This window comes from Alcaligenes sp. SMD-FA (assembly GCF_025960365.1).
GTDB classification, from domain to species: domain Bacteria; phylum Pseudomonadota; class Gammaproteobacteria; order Burkholderiales; family Burkholderiaceae_B; genus Alcaligenes; species Alcaligenes aquatilis.
Genome location: NZ_CP110108.1, coordinates 3,127,307 through 3,141,592, shown reverse-complemented (window position 1 = coordinate 3,141,592; position 14,286 = coordinate 3,127,307). Strand labels below are relative to the sequence as shown.

Annotated in this window: 16 protein-coding genes; 7 read left to right on the top strand and 9 right to left on the bottom strand. The window is 56.6% G+C overall.

From position 1 onward, the window contains the following. Positions 1 to 1,071 (bottom strand): Holliday junction branch migration DNA helicase RuvB, encoded by a 1,071-nt coding sequence (ruvB, locus tag OKX01_RS14570; protein ID WP_094197533.1) that lies wholly within the window; start codon positions 1,069 to 1,071, stop codon positions 1 to 3. 201 nt (positions 1,072 to 1,272) lie between these two features. On the opposite strand from ruvB, the gene OKX01_RS14565 reads away from it, so the two are divergent. Continuing rightward, positions 1,273 to 2,232 carry a threo-3-hydroxy-L-aspartate ammonia-lyase gene (locus tag OKX01_RS14565; RefSeq protein WP_108727874.1) on the top strand — a complete coding sequence of 320 codons (960 nt, stop codon included), beginning with the start codon at positions 1,273 to 1,275 and terminating at the stop codon, positions 2,230 to 2,232. Between the two features lie 344 nt (positions 2,233 to 2,576). On the opposite strand, the gene ruvA is transcribed toward OKX01_RS14565, so the two are convergent. The 6 genes from ruvA to OKX01_RS14535 form a co-directional block, all read right to left on the bottom strand. Then, positions 2,577 to 3,158 (bottom strand): Holliday junction branch migration protein RuvA, encoded by a 582-nt coding sequence (gene ruvA, locus OKX01_RS14560; protein WP_108727873.1) that lies wholly within the window; start codon positions 3,156 to 3,158, stop codon positions 2,577 to 2,579. A gap of 18 nt (positions 3,159 to 3,176) precedes the next feature. Continuing rightward, positions 3,177 to 3,722 (bottom strand): crossover junction endodeoxyribonuclease RuvC, encoded by a 546-nt coding sequence (ruvC, locus tag OKX01_RS14555; protein WP_094197530.1) that lies wholly within the window; start codon positions 3,720 to 3,722, stop codon positions 3,177 to 3,179. 1 nt (position 3,723) lies between these two features. After that, a complete protein-coding gene (gene purH / locus OKX01_RS14550) occupies positions 3,724 to 5,316 on the bottom strand; it encodes a bifunctional phosphoribosylaminoimidazolecarboxamide formyltransferase/IMP cyclohydrolase (RefSeq protein ID WP_264671987.1) in 1,593 nt (530 codons plus the stop codon). Positions 5,317 to 5,342: 26 nt separating this feature from the next. After that, positions 5,343 to 5,582, bottom strand: a complete 240-nt coding sequence (locus OKX01_RS14545; RefSeq protein ID WP_003803089.1) for a helix-turn-helix domain-containing protein — start codon at positions 5,580 to 5,582, stop codon at positions 5,343 to 5,345. Between the two features lie 55 nt (positions 5,583 to 5,637). Next, positions 5,638 to 6,633, bottom strand: a complete 996-nt coding sequence (gene dusB / locus OKX01_RS14540) for a tRNA dihydrouridine synthase DusB (RefSeq protein WP_094197528.1) — start codon at positions 6,631 to 6,633, stop codon at positions 5,638 to 5,640. 95 nt (positions 6,634 to 6,728) lie between these two features. Then, the gene (locus OKX01_RS14535) at positions 6,729 to 7,889 is read right to left on the bottom strand and encodes an FAD-dependent monooxygenase (RefSeq protein ID WP_094197527.1); all 1,161 of its coding nucleotides are present in this window, start codon (positions 7,887 to 7,889) and stop codon (positions 6,729 to 6,731) included. A gap of 126 nt (positions 7,890 to 8,015) precedes the next feature. Between OKX01_RS14535 and OKX01_RS14530 the strand changes: the two genes are divergently transcribed. The 4 genes from OKX01_RS14530 to OKX01_RS14515 all read left to right on the top strand — a co-directional run bounded on the left by OKX01_RS14530 (position 8,016) and on the right by OKX01_RS14515 (position 11,537). Continuing rightward, positions 8,016 to 8,465: a hypothetical protein gene (locus OKX01_RS14530; RefSeq protein WP_230017567.1), complete on the top strand. Its 450-nt coding sequence runs from the start codon at positions 8,016 to 8,018 to the stop codon at positions 8,463 to 8,465. 340 nt (positions 8,466 to 8,805) lie between these two features. After that, complete coding sequence (locus tag OKX01_RS14525) at positions 8,806 to 9,141, top strand: hypothetical protein (RefSeq protein ID WP_003803097.1); 336 nt, start codon at positions 8,806 to 8,808, stop codon at positions 9,139 to 9,141. 30 nt (positions 9,142 to 9,171) lie between these two features. Continuing rightward, on the top strand, positions 9,172 to 10,026 hold the full coding sequence (locus OKX01_RS14520; protein WP_094197525.1) for a cytochrome c oxidase assembly protein: 855 nt from the start codon (positions 9,172 to 9,174) through the stop codon (positions 10,024 to 10,026). Between the two features lie 17 nt (positions 10,027 to 10,043). Further along, positions 10,044 to 11,537: a M48 family metalloprotease gene (locus tag OKX01_RS14515; protein ID WP_230017568.1), complete on the top strand. Its 1,494-nt coding sequence runs from the start codon at positions 10,044 to 10,046 to the stop codon at positions 11,535 to 11,537. 28 nt (positions 11,538 to 11,565) lie between these two features. Here OKX01_RS14515 and OKX01_RS14510 read toward each other — a convergent pair whose 3' ends face one another. Beyond that, on the bottom strand, positions 11,566 to 12,696 hold the full coding sequence (locus OKX01_RS14510) for a YheT family hydrolase (protein WP_094198418.1): 1,131 nt from the start codon (positions 12,694 to 12,696) through the stop codon (positions 11,566 to 11,568). Positions 12,697 to 12,762: 66 nt separating this feature from the next. Then, a complete protein-coding gene (locus OKX01_RS14505; protein ID WP_094197523.1) occupies positions 12,763 to 12,975 on the bottom strand; it encodes a zinc-finger domain-containing protein in 213 nt (70 codons plus the stop codon). A gap of 284 nt (positions 12,976 to 13,259) precedes the next feature. Here OKX01_RS14505 and OKX01_RS14500 point away from each other — a divergent pair, with 284 nt between their 5' ends. Both OKX01_RS14500 and OKX01_RS14495 read left to right on the top strand, forming a co-directional pair. Then, positions 13,260 to 13,946, top strand: coding sequence for an AzlC family ABC transporter permease (locus OKX01_RS14500; protein WP_094198417.1), 687 nt, complete (start codon positions 13,260 to 13,262; stop codon positions 13,944 to 13,946). Continuing rightward, positions 13,946 to 14,281 carry an AzlD domain-containing protein gene (locus tag OKX01_RS14495; RefSeq protein WP_094197522.1) on the top strand — a complete coding sequence of 112 codons (336 nt, stop codon included), beginning with the start codon at positions 13,946 to 13,948 and terminating at the stop codon, positions 14,279 to 14,281. Before OKX01_RS14500 ends, OKX01_RS14495 begins: the two co-directional genes overlap by 1 nt. Positions 14,282 to 14,286 lie beyond the last annotated feature (5 nt).

Sequence of the window (14,286 nt, the reverse complement as noted above, 5' to 3'; positions counted from 1 at the left end):
TTATTCTGCCTCGAACAGGTCCTGACCCTGTGTATTGCGTGGGGGTGTGAGCCCCAGGTGGCGCCAGGTGTTCAGGGTGGCAATACGGCCCCTGGGAGTGCGTTGTAAAAAACCATGCTGGATCAGATAGGGCTCGATCACGTCCTCGATTGTGTCGCGCTCTTCACCGATGGCAGCGGCCAGACTGTCTACTCCTACTGGACCACCGTCGAATTTATGGATGATGGCTTCCAACAACTTTCTATCCATTAAATCCAGACCTTGTGGGTCCACTTCCAGCATGGACAGAGCGGCTTGGGCGCATTCGGTATGGATGATGCCGCCGGTTTTGACTTCGGCGTAGTCGCGCACCCGGCGCAAAAGCCGGTTGGCAATACGCGGTGTGCCACGTGAGCGGCGGGCAATTTCGTAGGTGCCCTCGTCTGTTGTGCTGACATTAAGCAGGCCGGCACTACGTGCCACAATGTGCGTTAAGTCTTTGACGTCATAGAACTCCAGGCGGGACACAATGCCAAAACGGTCCCGCAAGGGGTTGGTCAGCATGCCGGCACGCGTGGTGGCCCCCACCAAGGTAAAGGGTTGCAGATCCAGTTTGACACTGCGGGCTGCCGGGCCTTCACCAATCAAAATATCAATCTGGAAGTCTTCCAGGGCCGGGTACAGAATTTCTTCGACAACGGGGGAGAGGCGATGGATTTCGTCAATAAACAGGACGTCGTTGGGTTCCAGATTGGTCAGCAAGGCAGCCAGGTCACCGGGGCGCTCCAATACGGGGCCTGAGGTTTGACGTAGATTCACGCCCATTTCATGGGCAATGATGTGAGCCAGAGTGGTTTTACCCAGACCGGGCGGGCCAAACAGCAAAACGTGGTCCAAGGCCTCCTGACGTTGTCGAGCAGCAGCGATGAAAATTTCTAGCTGTTCACGCGCACGAGCTTGCCCGACATAGTCCTCCAGCATCTTGGGCCGTAAGGCGCGCTCGATGGACTCTTCGTTGGGCGACAAGGGTTTGGGCGTAATGATGCGCTGTTCAGAAGGCAGGCTGGAGAGCGAATCGGAGTGTATGGCCATGATGACTACGCTGATTGAATATACAGTATGGTACACCAAGCGCTAGCCGCCTGAGTACTGAGGCTCGTGGCAGCGTGCACAGAGTGCTTATGCAAATCGTCGCTCTGCTACAGGGAGGATCGTTTTGTGCCGACGGGTCTAGGCTGCTTCGCTTGGCATCCCGCATAATGTGGGTTGGAATTTTCAAACGAGATTTTAGCCATGTCCCTGGAATTACCTGATTTTGCTGATGTTGTGGCCGCCGCAGAACGCTTGGCGCCCGTGGCACACCGCACCCCGGTCCTGACTTCCACTACATTGAACGAGCGTCTGAATGGCGAAGTCTACTTCAAATGCGAGAACTTTCAGCGTATTGGTGCTTTCAAGTTCCGAGGTGGTTTCAATGCACTGGCGCGTTTGACAGATGAACAGAAAAAAGCCGGTGTCGTGGCATTTTCTTCGGGTAATCATGCTCAGGCCGTGGCCTTATCAGCCAAGCTCTTGGGTATACCGGCCACCATCATCATGAATTCGGATGCGCCGGTTCTTAAGCTTGCTGCGACGCGCGGTTACGGGGCCAAAGTGATTGAGTACGATCGCCTGACCCAAGACCGTGCCCAGATTGCCCAGGACTTGGTGGAGCGCGAGGGACTGACTTTGATCCCGCCTTTTGCGCATCCTGATGTGATTTCTGGGCAGGGCACGGCGGCTTTGGAGCTGTTTCAGGAAGTGCCCGATTTGCAGCAATTTTATGTTCCCTTAGGTGGAGGCGGCTTGCTGTCGGGCTGCTTGCTGGCCGCCAAGGCCATGGCACCGGCTTGTGAAGTTTTTGGGGTAGAGCCGCAGGCGGGCGATGATGCGCAGCAGTCTTTGCGTAGTGGGGCGATCGTCAAGATTGCACCGCCTGCATCGATTGCTGATGGGGCGCTGACCCAAGCGCTGGCCCCCATGACGTTCGAGCTGATTCGCAGCATGGTGACGGATATTTTGACGGTGCCGGATACCGAGCTGGTTCAGGCCATGCGTTTCTTTGCGGAGCGCATGAAGATGGTGGTGGAGCCTACAGGGTGTCTGGGTGCCGCAGCGGCAATGCGTCAGGGGGATTTGCAAGGCCGTAAGGTTGGTGTGCTGATCAGTGGTGGTAATGTGGATGTCTCCGCCTTGGGTCGGCTGCTGGCTTGATGAGGTCAGTGATTTGCATACGTAAGCATTTATCTTGCCGATGGTTCAGAAAGCGGATCAAACTGGAGTTGCAAACGAGCAAACGAGCAAACGAGCAAACGAGCAAACGAGCAAACGAGCAAACGAGCAAACGAGCAAACGAGCAAACGAGCAAACGAGCAAACGAGCAAACGAGCAAACGAGCAAACGAGCAAACGAGCAAACCGCAGTAAGCCAATAGGGCAATTAGCCAGTACATCATCGCATCAATAAGAGTCACGGCGGATAAGCTGCCACATGGATAGATATAAAAAACCGGGCCGTTCATCTGAACGGCCCGGTTTCTTATTCATGGCAGTTTTTTGTCACGCGCGTGACAGCGACTTCAAGGCCTGCTTGATCCCTTCCGACACATCAATATCATCAGGTAGTGCTTTGACAGCAATACTGGCTTCCTTGTTGGAGTAGCCCAATGCCTCCAAGGCGTGCAGCACATCATCACGGCTATTGGGAACGGCGCTGACGGCGCCACCGCTGCCCAGGTCTGCACCCAGCTTGCCACGCAGTTCAAGTAATAGACGCTCGGCTGTTTTCTTGCCTATGCCTGGAATCTTCACCAGACGGGAAGTCTCCTGGCGAGTGATGGCATCGGCCAGTTCTTCAGCATTCATTCCTGAAAGCAAAGATAGGGCTGTGCGGGCACCAATACCGGTGACTTTGATCAGTGCCTTGAAAGTGCTGCGCTCGTTCAGGCTGGAAAAGCCAAACAGCACGTGAGCATCTTCACGAATGGCCAGATGGGTGAACAGATTGACCTGCGCCCCCAGCTCCGGCATTTGGTAGAGCGTACTCATGGGTACATCGATTTCATAACCGACCCCCCCTACATCCACGCAGATGGTAGGCGGTTGTTTTTCGATCAAGGTACCCCGGATGCGACCTATCATGATGTTCCTTCTGGATAGTTAACCCAAGATCCGGCCAGCGCGAATGCGACGGCGCGGCCCGCTTGTGAGAGCTCCGCTTTTTTGCAGACCACCCACCACACTGCTGTGATGGGCATGGCTGATGGCGCAGGCCAGGGCATCGGCCGAGTCCGGCGCAGGCAGGCCGTTCAACTGCAAGAGCCGTTGGACCATCAGTTGGATTTGTTCTTTGGCAGCGTGGCCGCTGCCGGTGACGGTTTTCTTGATCTGCAAAGCCGTGTATTCATGGACATCCAGCCCACCTACCGCCAGTGCACACAAGGCGGCGCCCCGTGCTTGCCCCAGCAAAAGGGTAGAGGCAGGGTTGCTGTTTACAAAGACTTTTTCAATGGCAGAGGTATCGGGCTTGCTTTGCTCAATCACTTCCGTGATGTGAGTCAAAATCAGCTTGAGCCGCTCTGCCAGAGGCAGATCGGGCGGGACCACGATGGTCCCGCTGGCCACATAGCGCAAGCTGGGCCCCTGGGCGTCGATCACTCCGAAACCAGTGCGACGCAAGCCAGGGTCTATGCCCAGGATTCGCATATTAGTGACGGAAGTGGCGTGTGCCGGTCAAGACCATGGCAATACCACGCTCGTTCGCGGCGGCAATGACTTCGTCGTCACGCACGCTGCCGCCGGGCTGAATCACGCAGGTGGCGCCAGCTTCGGCAACCACATCCAGACCATCGCGGAAGGGGAAGAACGCGTCGGACGCGACAGCCGAACCCTGCAGGGTCAAGCCCGCGTTTTCAGCCTTGATGGAGGCGATGCGGGCAGAGTCCACACGGCTCATCTGGCCTGCGCCTACGCCTAGCGTCATGCCTTGACCGCAGAACACAATAGCGTTGGATTTCACGTACTTGGCCACGTTCCAGGCAAACAGCATGTCTTGCATTTGCTGGGCGGTAGGCTGGACTTGCGTCACGACCTTGAAGCCTTCGGTGTTGTCGCGGAACGTATCGGGCGTTTGCACCAACCAGCCGCCACCCACACGTTTGACGTCAAAAGCGTTGTGAGCCTGACCGGGCTGAATGCTCAGTACGCGCACGTTCTTTTTCGCGGCAAACACGTCCAGTGCACCTTGAGTGTAGGAAGGTGCCAGCAGGACTTCCACAAACTGGCTGCTGATCGCTTGGGCCGCCGCTTCGTCCACCTCGCGGTTAAAGGCAATAATGCCGCCAAAGGCCGAGGTTGGGTCTGTTTGGAAGGCTTTGCGGTAGGATTCTTCGGCGGTTTCGCCCAAGGCTACACCACATGGGTTAGCGTGCTTGACGATGACGCAGGCGCCCGCATCAAAGCTGCGTACACATTCCCAAGCGGCATCGGCGTCAGCAATATTGTTGTAGGACAGTTCCTTGCCCTGCAACTGCTTGTAGCGACCCAGCAGACCTTCACCAATGGTGCCGTCTGTGTAGAAAGCAGCGCTTTGGTGCGGGTTCTCGCCGTAGCGCAGCGTCTGTTCCTGTTTGAGCTGAATAGTCAGCACATTGGGCCAGGTGTTCACTTCGGGGGCGCTGTCCTGGGCAGGCTCGGCTTGAGCCAGGCTGCTCAGGTAAGCGGCAATGGCACCGTCGTAAGCGGCGGTATGGGCGTAAACCTTGGCAGCCAGTTCCAGACGCAGGCCGTAAGAAGGGTGACCAGCAGGGCCGTCCATATCAGCCAGTACGCGTTCGTAATCGACAGGGTCAATGACGACACAGGCGCCGCCTTCAGGCGTACCGTGGTTTTTGGCAGCAGCGCGCAACATGGCGGGGCCGCCAATATCAATGTTCTCTACCGCATCGGCAAAGGTGCAACCCGGCTTGGCAATGGTTTCACGGAATGGGTAGAGGTTGACGACCAGCAGATCGATACGGTCAATGCCGTGCTCTTCCAATGTGTTCAGGTGTTCGGCGCTGTCGCGACGGGCCAGCAGGCCACCGTGAATTTTGGGATGCAGTGTTTTGACACGGCCATCCAGAATTTCTGGCGAACCGGTGTGCTGGGCCACTTCGGTAACGGTCAGGCCGGCCTGGGCCAGCAGCTTGGCCGTGCCGCCAGTGGAGAGAAGCCGCACTCCGCGCTGGGCGAGTGCTTGGGCAAATTCGACAATACCGGTTTTGTCGGAGACAGAGAGAAGAGCTGTCTGGATTTTCATGGAAGGTGAGACGTGAGAGTTAGGAATCAGGGTTGCAGATTGTGGGCGCTGAGTTTCTTGCGCAAGGTACTGCGCGTGATACCCAGCATTTCTGCGGCCTTGGATTGGTTGCCCGCGGATTTCTCCAGGGCAACTTGCAGGACAGGCCGTTCCACGCAGGAGATGACCATCGACAACAGATCGCGTGGCTCGGATTCGCCCAGATCGGCGAAGTAGCGTTCGAGGCGTTCACGTACGGACTGTTCTAGTGGGTTGGTCGTTGACATTTTTTTCTGAAGGTATACGAAGTACTTAAATACAAAAGAGCCACACAGCTGTCTTTTATTGCAGGTAGGGCTGGTCCAGGTCGCATTCTTGAAACCAGTGAGTAATGGCTTCTAATTGATCTGCACAGTTTTCGATACGATTAATCTGATCCAGCCAGTGTCGGGAGTCCGGCATATCCGACAGATACCAGCCTATATGCTTGCGGGCAGTACGTACTCCAGTGTGCTGCCCGTAGAAAACGTAGTGGTCTTGCAGGTGTTCGATCATGCAATCGCGCAGCTCGCCAAAGGTGGGGGCTGCACGATGTTCGCCATGTTCGAGGTAATGCAGGATTTCCCTGAAAATCCAGGGCCGCCCTTGCGCGGCTCGACCAATCATGACGGCATCCGCTCCGGTGTACTCTAGTACGAATTTTGCCTTTTCGGGACTATCGATATCCCCATTGGCGATGACCGGAATAGAGAGGCTGTTCTTGACTTCGCGTATGGTGTCGTATTCGGCGTGGCCCTGGTAGAAGTCGCAGCGTGTGCGACCATGCAGGGTCAACGCGGCGATGCCGATATCTTCGGCCAAGCGGGCAATACGAACAGCATTGCGCGATTGCGCATCCCAGCCAGTGCGGGTCTTGAGTGTAACCGGAACCTGGTAGGGAGTACATGCCTTGACAACGTGTTCAAGGATTTCAATGATGCGTGGCTCGTCACGTAACAGGGCTGAACCCGAGGCGACGTTACAGACTTTTTTGGCCGGGCATCCCATATTGATATCAATGATACGAGCGCCTTTGCTGATGTTGAATACGGCGGCTTCGGCCATCATTTCAGGGTCGGAGCCGGCAATCTGTACAGCGATCGGGTCAGCCTCTCCTTCGTGATTGAGGCGTCGTGCAGTTTTCACGCTATCCCACAAGCGCTTGTTGCTGGCGGCCATTTCCGAGACGGCATAACCGGCGCCCAGTGTCTTGCACAGACGACGATAAGGTCTGTCTGTGACTCCCGCCATGGGGGCAATGAAAATAGGGTTGGGAAGGGTCCAGGGGCCGATACGCATGGGGAAGATTTTAACCCTGCGACACGGCTTCGTGGGCAAGGACTTACAAGAAGAAAAGGACAGGCCCCGTATTAGGGCCCCTGTTGCTGGTGGGCCTAGGCGCGCATCCCTTGCAGCAGTTGTCGGGCAAAGGGCTGACGAGCGAAAGGCAGGGTGTCCATCGCCAACAGTCCTAGACCACAAGCGTGCTGGATCAAAGGGTTTTTGGTGGCAAACAGACGTGGCAAAGTGTCGGTGATGGCAGCAGTTAACCAGCGATCCGGACGACGCAGACGGGCATAGCGTGCCAAAAAGGGATCGGGGTTCTGGCTGCAATCGGCTTGCCAGGCGGCCAGACACTGTGACAATTGTGCGACATCGCGCAGGCCCAGGTTCAGACCCTGACCGGCAACCGGGTGCAAGGTCTGGGCGGCATTGCCTACAGCCAGCAGGCGCTCGGACAAGCGGCTGGGGCCAGCATGGAAGGCGAGCGGAAAGATGTGGCGCTTGGAGACCAGCTCCAGATGCCCCAGGCGCTCCCCAAAGGCCTGCAGCATGGCGGTCTGAAACGCGTCGACAGGCAGTTCGGCCAAGGATTGGCTGCGCTCCGGGCTATTGCACCAGACGATCGCGTACAGGTCCGGAGCGTCAGGGTGGGGCAGGGCTGCAAAGGGGCCATGTTCGGTAAAGCGCTCGTATGCCCAGCCGGTTTGAGGCTGGCTGGCGCGTACTGTCGTCAACAGGGCGTGTTGGCCGTAATCGCGTCGTACGCCGCTGGGACGGACGCCGTCACACTGCACGGCAATCAAGGCCGTGGCCTGACCGGCATCGTGGTCGACCAGAATTTGTTTGGGGGCGGAATGGGTACGGGCTTGCTGGGCAGGCAGCAGGGTGACGCCGCTGTCGCGCAACCGGGCATGCAAGGCCCAGAGCAAATCATCGTAGTGCACCACCGCGCCCAGATCGGGGACGCCCAGTTCATCGGCCTGAATCAGGCAACGGCCCAGACGCCCCTTTTGGGATACATGCACGGTGCGCATCAGGGCGGCGCGCTCGGGCCAGGCTTTGAGCTGATTCAGAATCAAGCGACGGCTGCCGTGATTCAGGGCCAGGGTGCGCGGATCGCCTTGAGCATGTTCGGTGCTGGCCAGATTGAAGTTTTTCCCCAGGACGGCGATGCGTGACGGGCTTGGGTGCTGGGCAGCCAGCATTAGCGCCAAAGATGCGCCTACGGGACCGGCGCCACAAATGGCGATGTCGTAGTCGGTGGCATTCATGGGGGACCTCATGACGGCAAGGAAGTAATTCAGGTATTGTACGGGAAGGTGGCTGTCAAATTGGCGTTAAGCAATTGACAGCTGTGCTCAATGGCTGGCAGCACAAGCCCGGATTGGATGCCTTGCATGTCTCAGCAGACTTTGTCATTTGTACAGACCAAACCTTTTCGCCATAAAGTCACCGCCGCGTGGCTGTCTCTTTTATTAGGCGTGGTGGGCGCACAGCACCGTTATTTGGGCCGGCGTTTTTGGTATGTCCCGTTGGCGTTTACCAGTTTGGCCGTTCTGGGAACGCTGGTGTTTGAGCAGGGGCTGGATTCGCTATTTCCCAATTTGTTGATCTTGCCAGTCAGTGCCGGGATTATCGAGGCCGTCATTCTGGCTCTGCGTAGCCCCGAAAAATTTGACGCGCTCTACAACCGGCAAAGCGATCAACATAACCAGCATGGCTGGCCCAGTGTCCTGACGGCGGTGGTGGCTGCAGTTGCCTTTGCCAATATCAGCCTGTTCTGGCTGGTGCACATCATCATGGCCTTTTATCGCTATATGGGCTGGCTGGATTTGTCTGTGTATTAAACACATCAAGTGCCTTGTAAAGTAAAGGTTTTTCTAGGGGGCTGCCTTGTGGAAGGGGGCTGCGCACGTTACACTACGGGTTCTTTAGTTTTATAGGAGCTGTGTGGTGAATCCCGACCCCGGCGACAGTGCTAGTCGATCTATGTTCGACCTATCTATGTCCAGGCGCGTTCAGGCCCGCTGATTCCTTCACAGCTTGCCGCGTCCTGGAAATTTCAGGGCGTGGTATCTCAGGCAGTTGTTCTTGCTGCCTTAACTTCCCCGCCATTTCATTCTCTGAAAGCCTTGCGCTTTCTGAATCCTGATGTGTTGCAACGTTAATGTGCAATAGGGGGAATGTATGCGTATTTTTGATCTCTTTTTGCGCCGTGCCGGCATCCAGGCCTCTGCCCTGCGTGCCCGTGCCCCTTTGTCCGTCTCCCGTTTGACGGTTGTCTGCCCTCGTGGCGATCTGGCCCAGATCCGGCGTCGTATTTACTCGGACCTGAACACGGCGGGTATCCGCGTGGCCAATGTGCAGGTGGACCATTCCGATACGCACGATACCGCGTGCGTGACCTTGACCTGCCCGCCTGAACTGCGAGCAGAGCTGATGCAGCGTGCCCGGTTGATTCGGGATTATCCCGGTGTGTTGAATGTGAAGTGGGCAGGCCGGGAGCGTATTGCTATAAACTAAACCGCAACTGGATTTGCGGATGGCGCTGCTATGTCCTTGCTCGACTGGCTGACACCTTGGGAGTTTTCTCCTGTTCTGCTTTTGACCTTCTTGCTGGTCATCACTTTGTACGTCCGGGGGCGGCAAGTACACCGCCCCAATCTTTTGCGCCAGTCCTTTTTCTGGATTGGCCTGATTCTCCTCTACCTTTCTTTGCACACGCGCCTGGACTATTACGCCGAGCGCATGTTCTTCATTCATCGGGCCCAGCATCTGATCTTGCATCATCTGGGGCCCTTGTTTCTGATGGGTGCCTATCCTGGTCAAACCTTGCGCGCTGGCTTGCCTTCAAGCTGGCGACGGGCTCTGGCGCACTGGTTGCGTCGACCCAGTGGCCGGCGTGTCCAGGCTGTCCTGACCAACCCGATACTGGTCGCTTTCCTGTTTGTTTTCCTGGTCCTGATCTGGATGCTGCCTACGGTGCAGTTCTATTCCATGCTGGACTGGCGTTTGTACCGTTTGATGAACTGGTCTGTGGTGATCAGCGGGATCATGTATTGGAACCTGATCCTGGATCGCCGGCCTTCGCCACCGGCCCGGCTGTCGGTGGGTGGGCGTATACTTTCGCCGGTTATTACGATGGTGCCGCAAATGATTGTGGGTGCCATCATCACCTTTACCGAATACGATCTCTATCCAATTTTTGATTTATGTGGTCGTGCCATTGCGGGCATGGATGCACTGGATGATCAGGTCATGGGAGGCCTGATCATGTGGGTGCTGGCCGGTCTGGTAGAAGTGTTTGGCCTTTTGTATGCCTTGGGCACCTTGATGCGCCTGTCAGCGCGTCACCGTTTGCCAGAATCTCGCAGGCAGACAAACGCTATGATGGTCAGGGCCAATTGATTTTGTCGGGAGTATCCATGCAGTTTAAACCCGCCCGTTCCGCACTTTCTCTATGTCTGGCACTGTCGCTGACGTTCAGTTCAGTGATACCTGCACAGGCGCAGCCTGTGGGCATTCCTTCAATGGGAGCCGCTTCGGGTGCCGAGCTGTCTCCGGCTTTGGAGCGGACTTTGGGCAATGCCATTATGGAGCAGGGCAGGCGCTCGCCCGAATATGTGTCGGACCCGGATATCAATCAGTATCTGACGGATATGGGCCGCAGGCTGGCTCAGTATGGCCCGGCCATGGCGCAGCCTGTGACGGTGTTTGTCCTGCGCGATAGCAGTATCAATGCCTTCGCCTTGCCCGGTGGCTATATTGGTATTCATAGCGGTCTGTTTACGGCTTCACAGTCTGAGTCCGAGCTGGCCTCGGTGCTGGCTCACGAAATTGCCCACGTGGCGCAACGTCACGTGGCTCGCGGTATTACGCAAAGTGCCCAAAGCAATCACTTGTTGATTGCTGCTCTGGCCGGTGCCTTGCTGGGTGCCTTGGCGGGCAGCGGTGATCTGGCGATGGGGGCGGCCGCCTTCGGACAAGCGGCAGCCGTGGATCGTCAGTTGGGATTTTCACGGCAGGCTGAGCAAGAGGCTGACCGGGTTGGTTTCGAGATGTTGCTCAAGGCCGGTTACGAACCCCAAGGCATGGTGCAGATGTTTCAGCGTCTGGCGGCGGCTTCGCGCCTGAATGAACGTGCGACAGCCAATGAGTACGCCAGCACTCACCCCATGTCTCAGCAGCGTGAATCGGACATCAGTAACCGGGTGCGCGGTTTGCCGGCCAGCAGTTATCAGGACACTCCTTCGTTTTGGTATATCCGTGCGAAGTTGATGGTGATGCAGGCCGGGGGCGGGCAGTCCTTGCGCGTTCTGGAGCAGGCTCTGCAAAGCACGAACCAGTCACAAAGTGATCTGGAGCGCTCTGCGGCGCAGTATGGTCTGGCTTATATTGCGCAAGGCCGTCAGGATTATGAGCAGGCTCGTGTGCATTTGACTGAAGCTCGGGGGCAGGGGCAGTTCCAGGCTCCTGAACTGGATACCTTGGGGATCCGCATTGCGATTGCCGATCGTGATGTGCAAGGGGCTTTGAATTTAGCTAAACAAGCCTGGCAGCGGTGGCCCAAGAGCCAAGGGGTGGCTCTGGCTTATGTGCAGGTCTTGCAGCAATTGGGACAGAATGATCAGGCGCAGGCTTTCTTGACGGATCGCATCAAACAATGGCCTGATGAACCGCAATTGCATCAGTTGCTGGCCAAAACCTATGACCGTTTGGGCGATGGGGTTAAGGCTCGTCGGGCCATGGCTCAATATTATGAATTGGTCGGGGCATTGCCTACCGCGGTGGAGCAACTACAGCAGGCGCGTAATCTGACCCAGGATTTCTATCAGCAATCTGAGCTGGATACGCAGATTCGCCAATTGCGCGAGCGTGTTGAAAGTGAGCGTGTCTTGCTGGAGCGTTTCCGCTCCTGATGAGCCCGCAGGCCCGCTTTAAGCCGTTTTAGCTATTGGTTTCAAAAAAGCGGGCCAGTCTTGCGGGTAACCATCCCATATTGCCGGGAATACTACCTGTAATGAACCCGACGTGCCCACCTTCGGCTGGCTGGTGCAGCAAAATAGAATCCGAGCAGTCCTGAATTGTTGGCAAACTGGTGTGCGGCACGAAAGGATCGTTGCGGGCATTCAAAACCAACGTGGGGATTTTGATATTGCGTAGCAAAGGTTTGCTGGACGCGCGCGTCCAGTAGTCCAGCGCATGGCTGAAACCGTGCATGGGCGCAGTGTAAATATCGTCGAAGTCGCGTATGGTGCGGGCCTGGTTTAGGCGGGCAGTATCGACCATTCCTGGAAAGCGATGGGCTTTGTCCTGCAACTTGCGGCGCATGCTTTTCAAAAAGTAGGGCGAGTAGAACCAGCGACCCATTCGGGATTCGGACAGGTAGCGGCCACAAGCGACCAGATCCAGTGGCACCGAAATGGAGGCACATGCCTGCAGCCAGGAGACCTCATCACCCGCTTCACCCAAGTACTTGAGCACGGCATTGCCGCCCAGCGAGGTGCCGGCCGCATGCCAGCGCACATTGGGCAGATGGCCACGAACGGTATTTAAGATAAAGCTGATTTCTTCCGAGTCGCCCGAGTAATAGGCGCGTGCCATACGATTTGGAAAGCCTGAGCAACCCCGGAAATGGGCGACAACTACAATCCAGCCGCGTGCGCGAAAGTACTGCGCAATGGCCTGGATGTAATGGCTGCGGCTGCTGCCTTCCAGGCCGTGAAACAGGATCAGAGCATGGGTGTCAGTGGTGCTGGGCAGGCTGTCCCAATCCTGGGGCTGCATCCAGCGGCGGGCAGCGGTACGGGATAGATGGGCGTCGGGCTGGGCGGTGGCGCCGTTGGCCAGCTTGTCTGCAAACAGGCCCGGCCCGGTCCAGTCCAGATCCAGAAAATCGCCATCGGGCGTATCAAGTCTTTGGCGGACAAAGGCAATATGGTGATGGCGGGCAAAAAATGCCCCGTGAATCGTTTGAAGGTGTCCGCCAGGCAGCCAGGCGGGCAGAGGGCAGGCGCTGGAATCCAGACGAGCAGTCACTTCGGCATGACGCCAAGGGTGCGCGTCTGCTCCGGGCACAGGGCCCGGCGCTATCGCATTGCCAGAGGGGGGAGCAGTGGGATCCAACGAAGCCAGCTTCAAAAATTAATGACCGTGAACCTTCTCGCCTTCTTTCAGGCGGTAGCGGGCACCACAGTAAGGACAAGCGGCTTCGCCAGTTTTGCTGATATCGATGAATACGCGAGGGTGCATATTCCATAGCGTGCTGCCAGGACGAGGGCAGTGTACGGGCAGATCGTCGGCTCCGACCATGATCAGTTCGTGATCTGCTTTTTTAGGTTCGATAGCGGCGCTCATAAGGTTCCTGATAACAATGAGAGGGTAACAATACCGTACACGTAACGGCGATGCTGAGCGTTACGTGCGTAGACTAGCGATTGTAGCAAGACCCGGCCTGTTTTTTCTTGACCATATTAATAGAGCAAGATGTTCGGGGCCGTCTTTTGCTTCTAGAATAAGAAAAATCACAAGTAAAGCTGCCTCCACAGATTACCGCTTGCGGGCAGCACATCTCAGGAGACGGCGTGTCAGCCTTCACAAGATTATCGGCCTTGTTGCCTAGCGCACAGGACCGTGTGCATATGCGCGCCGGTTTTATCGACTTTATTCCCGCTTTGATAGCCACTGTGGTCTGGGGTTTTGTGACGGGTGTGGCGATGGTCAAGTCTGGTCTGAGTGGCTTGGAAGCCACCTTGATGACCTTGTTTGTGTATGCAGGATCGGCCCAACTGACAGCCTTGCCGCTGATCGAATCTCACGCCCCCTTGTGGCTGATTTTCACCGCCGGTTTTATCGTCAATATCCGTTTCATTATTTTTGGAGCGGCCTTGCAGCCTTTTTTCCGCCATTTGAGTTGGAAAAAGCGTCTGGGCCTGGGTTACATCACCAGTGACATGGTGTTTGTTCTGTTTATGTCCAAGTATGGTGACTCCAAAGAGCGCGGCTCGCGCGAGCATCTTTGGTATTACCTGGGTATCATCCTGCCCGGTTGGCTGAGCTGGCAGATTGCTTCCTTGTCGGGCATTGTGCTCAGTGCGTATGTACCGCCTTCCTGGTCGCTGGAGTTTGCAGCCATTCTGGCTTTGCTGGCACTGTTGATTCCTCTGGTCAACAACCGTGCGATGTGGGCCTGTCTGATTACGGCCAGTGTGATTGCGTGGGTTGGACAGGCGCTTCCCCTGCGTTTGGGGCTGGTGGCAGCCGTGCTTGGCGGAGTGTTGGCTGGCGTGGCGGCAGAACAACTGCAACGGCATAGGGATGCACGGTGATGAGCGATTGGCAGTATGATTGGTACGTTTTGGGTGCAATTGCCCTGTTGGTGTTGTGCAGCTTGCTCACCCGTTCAGGCTATTTCATGTTTGGTGATTTGCTGCCCCTGACCGAACGTATGCGGCGCGCCTTGCGCTTTGCTCCGGTGGCTGCTCTGGCAGCAATCATTATCCCGGAACTTTTGCCTTGGGCTTACGGCGACACCCCTCGACTGGATATTAAAGCCTTGGCCAGCCTAGTGGCTGTGCTGGTGTTTATTCGTACCCGTAACGCTGTATGGGTAATCGTGGCCGGGATGGTGTCGTTCTGGCTGATACGTGCCGTGATGCCCTGAAATCC

What these genes read in the sequence shown, in the direction of transcription:
- ruvB (WP_094197533.1), bottom strand. Translation starts at nt 1,071, where the DNA reads ATGGCCATACACTCCGATTCGCTCTCCAGCCTGCCTTCTGAACAGCGC.
- OKX01_RS14565 (WP_108727874.1), top strand. Translation starts at nt 1,273, where the DNA reads ATGTCCCTGGAATTACCTGATTTTGCTGATGTTGTGGCCGCCGCAGAA.
- ruvA (WP_108727873.1), bottom strand. Translation starts at nt 3,158, where the DNA reads ATGATAGGTCGCATCCGGGGTACCTTGATCGAAAAACAACCGCCTACC.
- ruvC (WP_094197530.1), bottom strand. Translation starts at nt 3,722, where the DNA reads ATGCGAATCCTGGGCATAGACCCTGGCTTGCGTCGCACTGGTTTCGGA.
- purH (WP_264671987.1), bottom strand. Translation starts at nt 5,316, where the DNA reads ATGAAAATCCAGACAGCTCTTCTCTCTGTCTCCGACAAAACCGGTATT.
- OKX01_RS14545 (WP_003803089.1), bottom strand. Translation starts at nt 5,582, where the DNA reads ATGTCAACGACCAACCCACTAGAACAGTCCGTACGTGAACGCCTCGAA.
- dusB (WP_094197528.1), bottom strand. Translation starts at nt 6,633, where the DNA reads ATGCGTATCGGCCCCTGGACCCTTCCCAACCCTATTTTCATTGCCCCC.
- OKX01_RS14535 (WP_094197527.1), bottom strand. Translation starts at nt 7,889, where the DNA reads ATGAATGCCACCGACTACGACATCGCCATTTGTGGCGCCGGTCCCGTA.
- OKX01_RS14530 (WP_230017567.1), top strand. Translation starts at nt 8,016, where the DNA reads ATGTCTCAGCAGACTTTGTCATTTGTACAGACCAAACCTTTTCGCCAT.
- OKX01_RS14525 (WP_003803097.1), top strand. Translation starts at nt 8,806, where the DNA reads ATGCGTATTTTTGATCTCTTTTTGCGCCGTGCCGGCATCCAGGCCTCT.
- OKX01_RS14520 (WP_094197525.1), top strand. Translation starts at nt 9,172, where the DNA reads ATGTCCTTGCTCGACTGGCTGACACCTTGGGAGTTTTCTCCTGTTCTG.
- OKX01_RS14515 (WP_230017568.1), top strand. Translation starts at nt 10,044, where the DNA reads ATGCAGTTTAAACCCGCCCGTTCCGCACTTTCTCTATGTCTGGCACTG.
- OKX01_RS14505 (WP_094197523.1), bottom strand. Translation starts at nt 12,975, where the DNA reads ATGAGCGCCGCTATCGAACCTAAAAAAGCAGATCACGAACTGATCATG.
- OKX01_RS14500 (WP_094198417.1), top strand. Translation starts at nt 13,260, where the DNA reads ATGCGCGCCGGTTTTATCGACTTTATTCCCGCTTTGATAGCCACTGTG.
- OKX01_RS14495 (WP_094197522.1), top strand. Translation starts at nt 13,946, where the DNA reads ATGAGCGATTGGCAGTATGATTGGTACGTTTTGGGTGCAATTGCCCTG.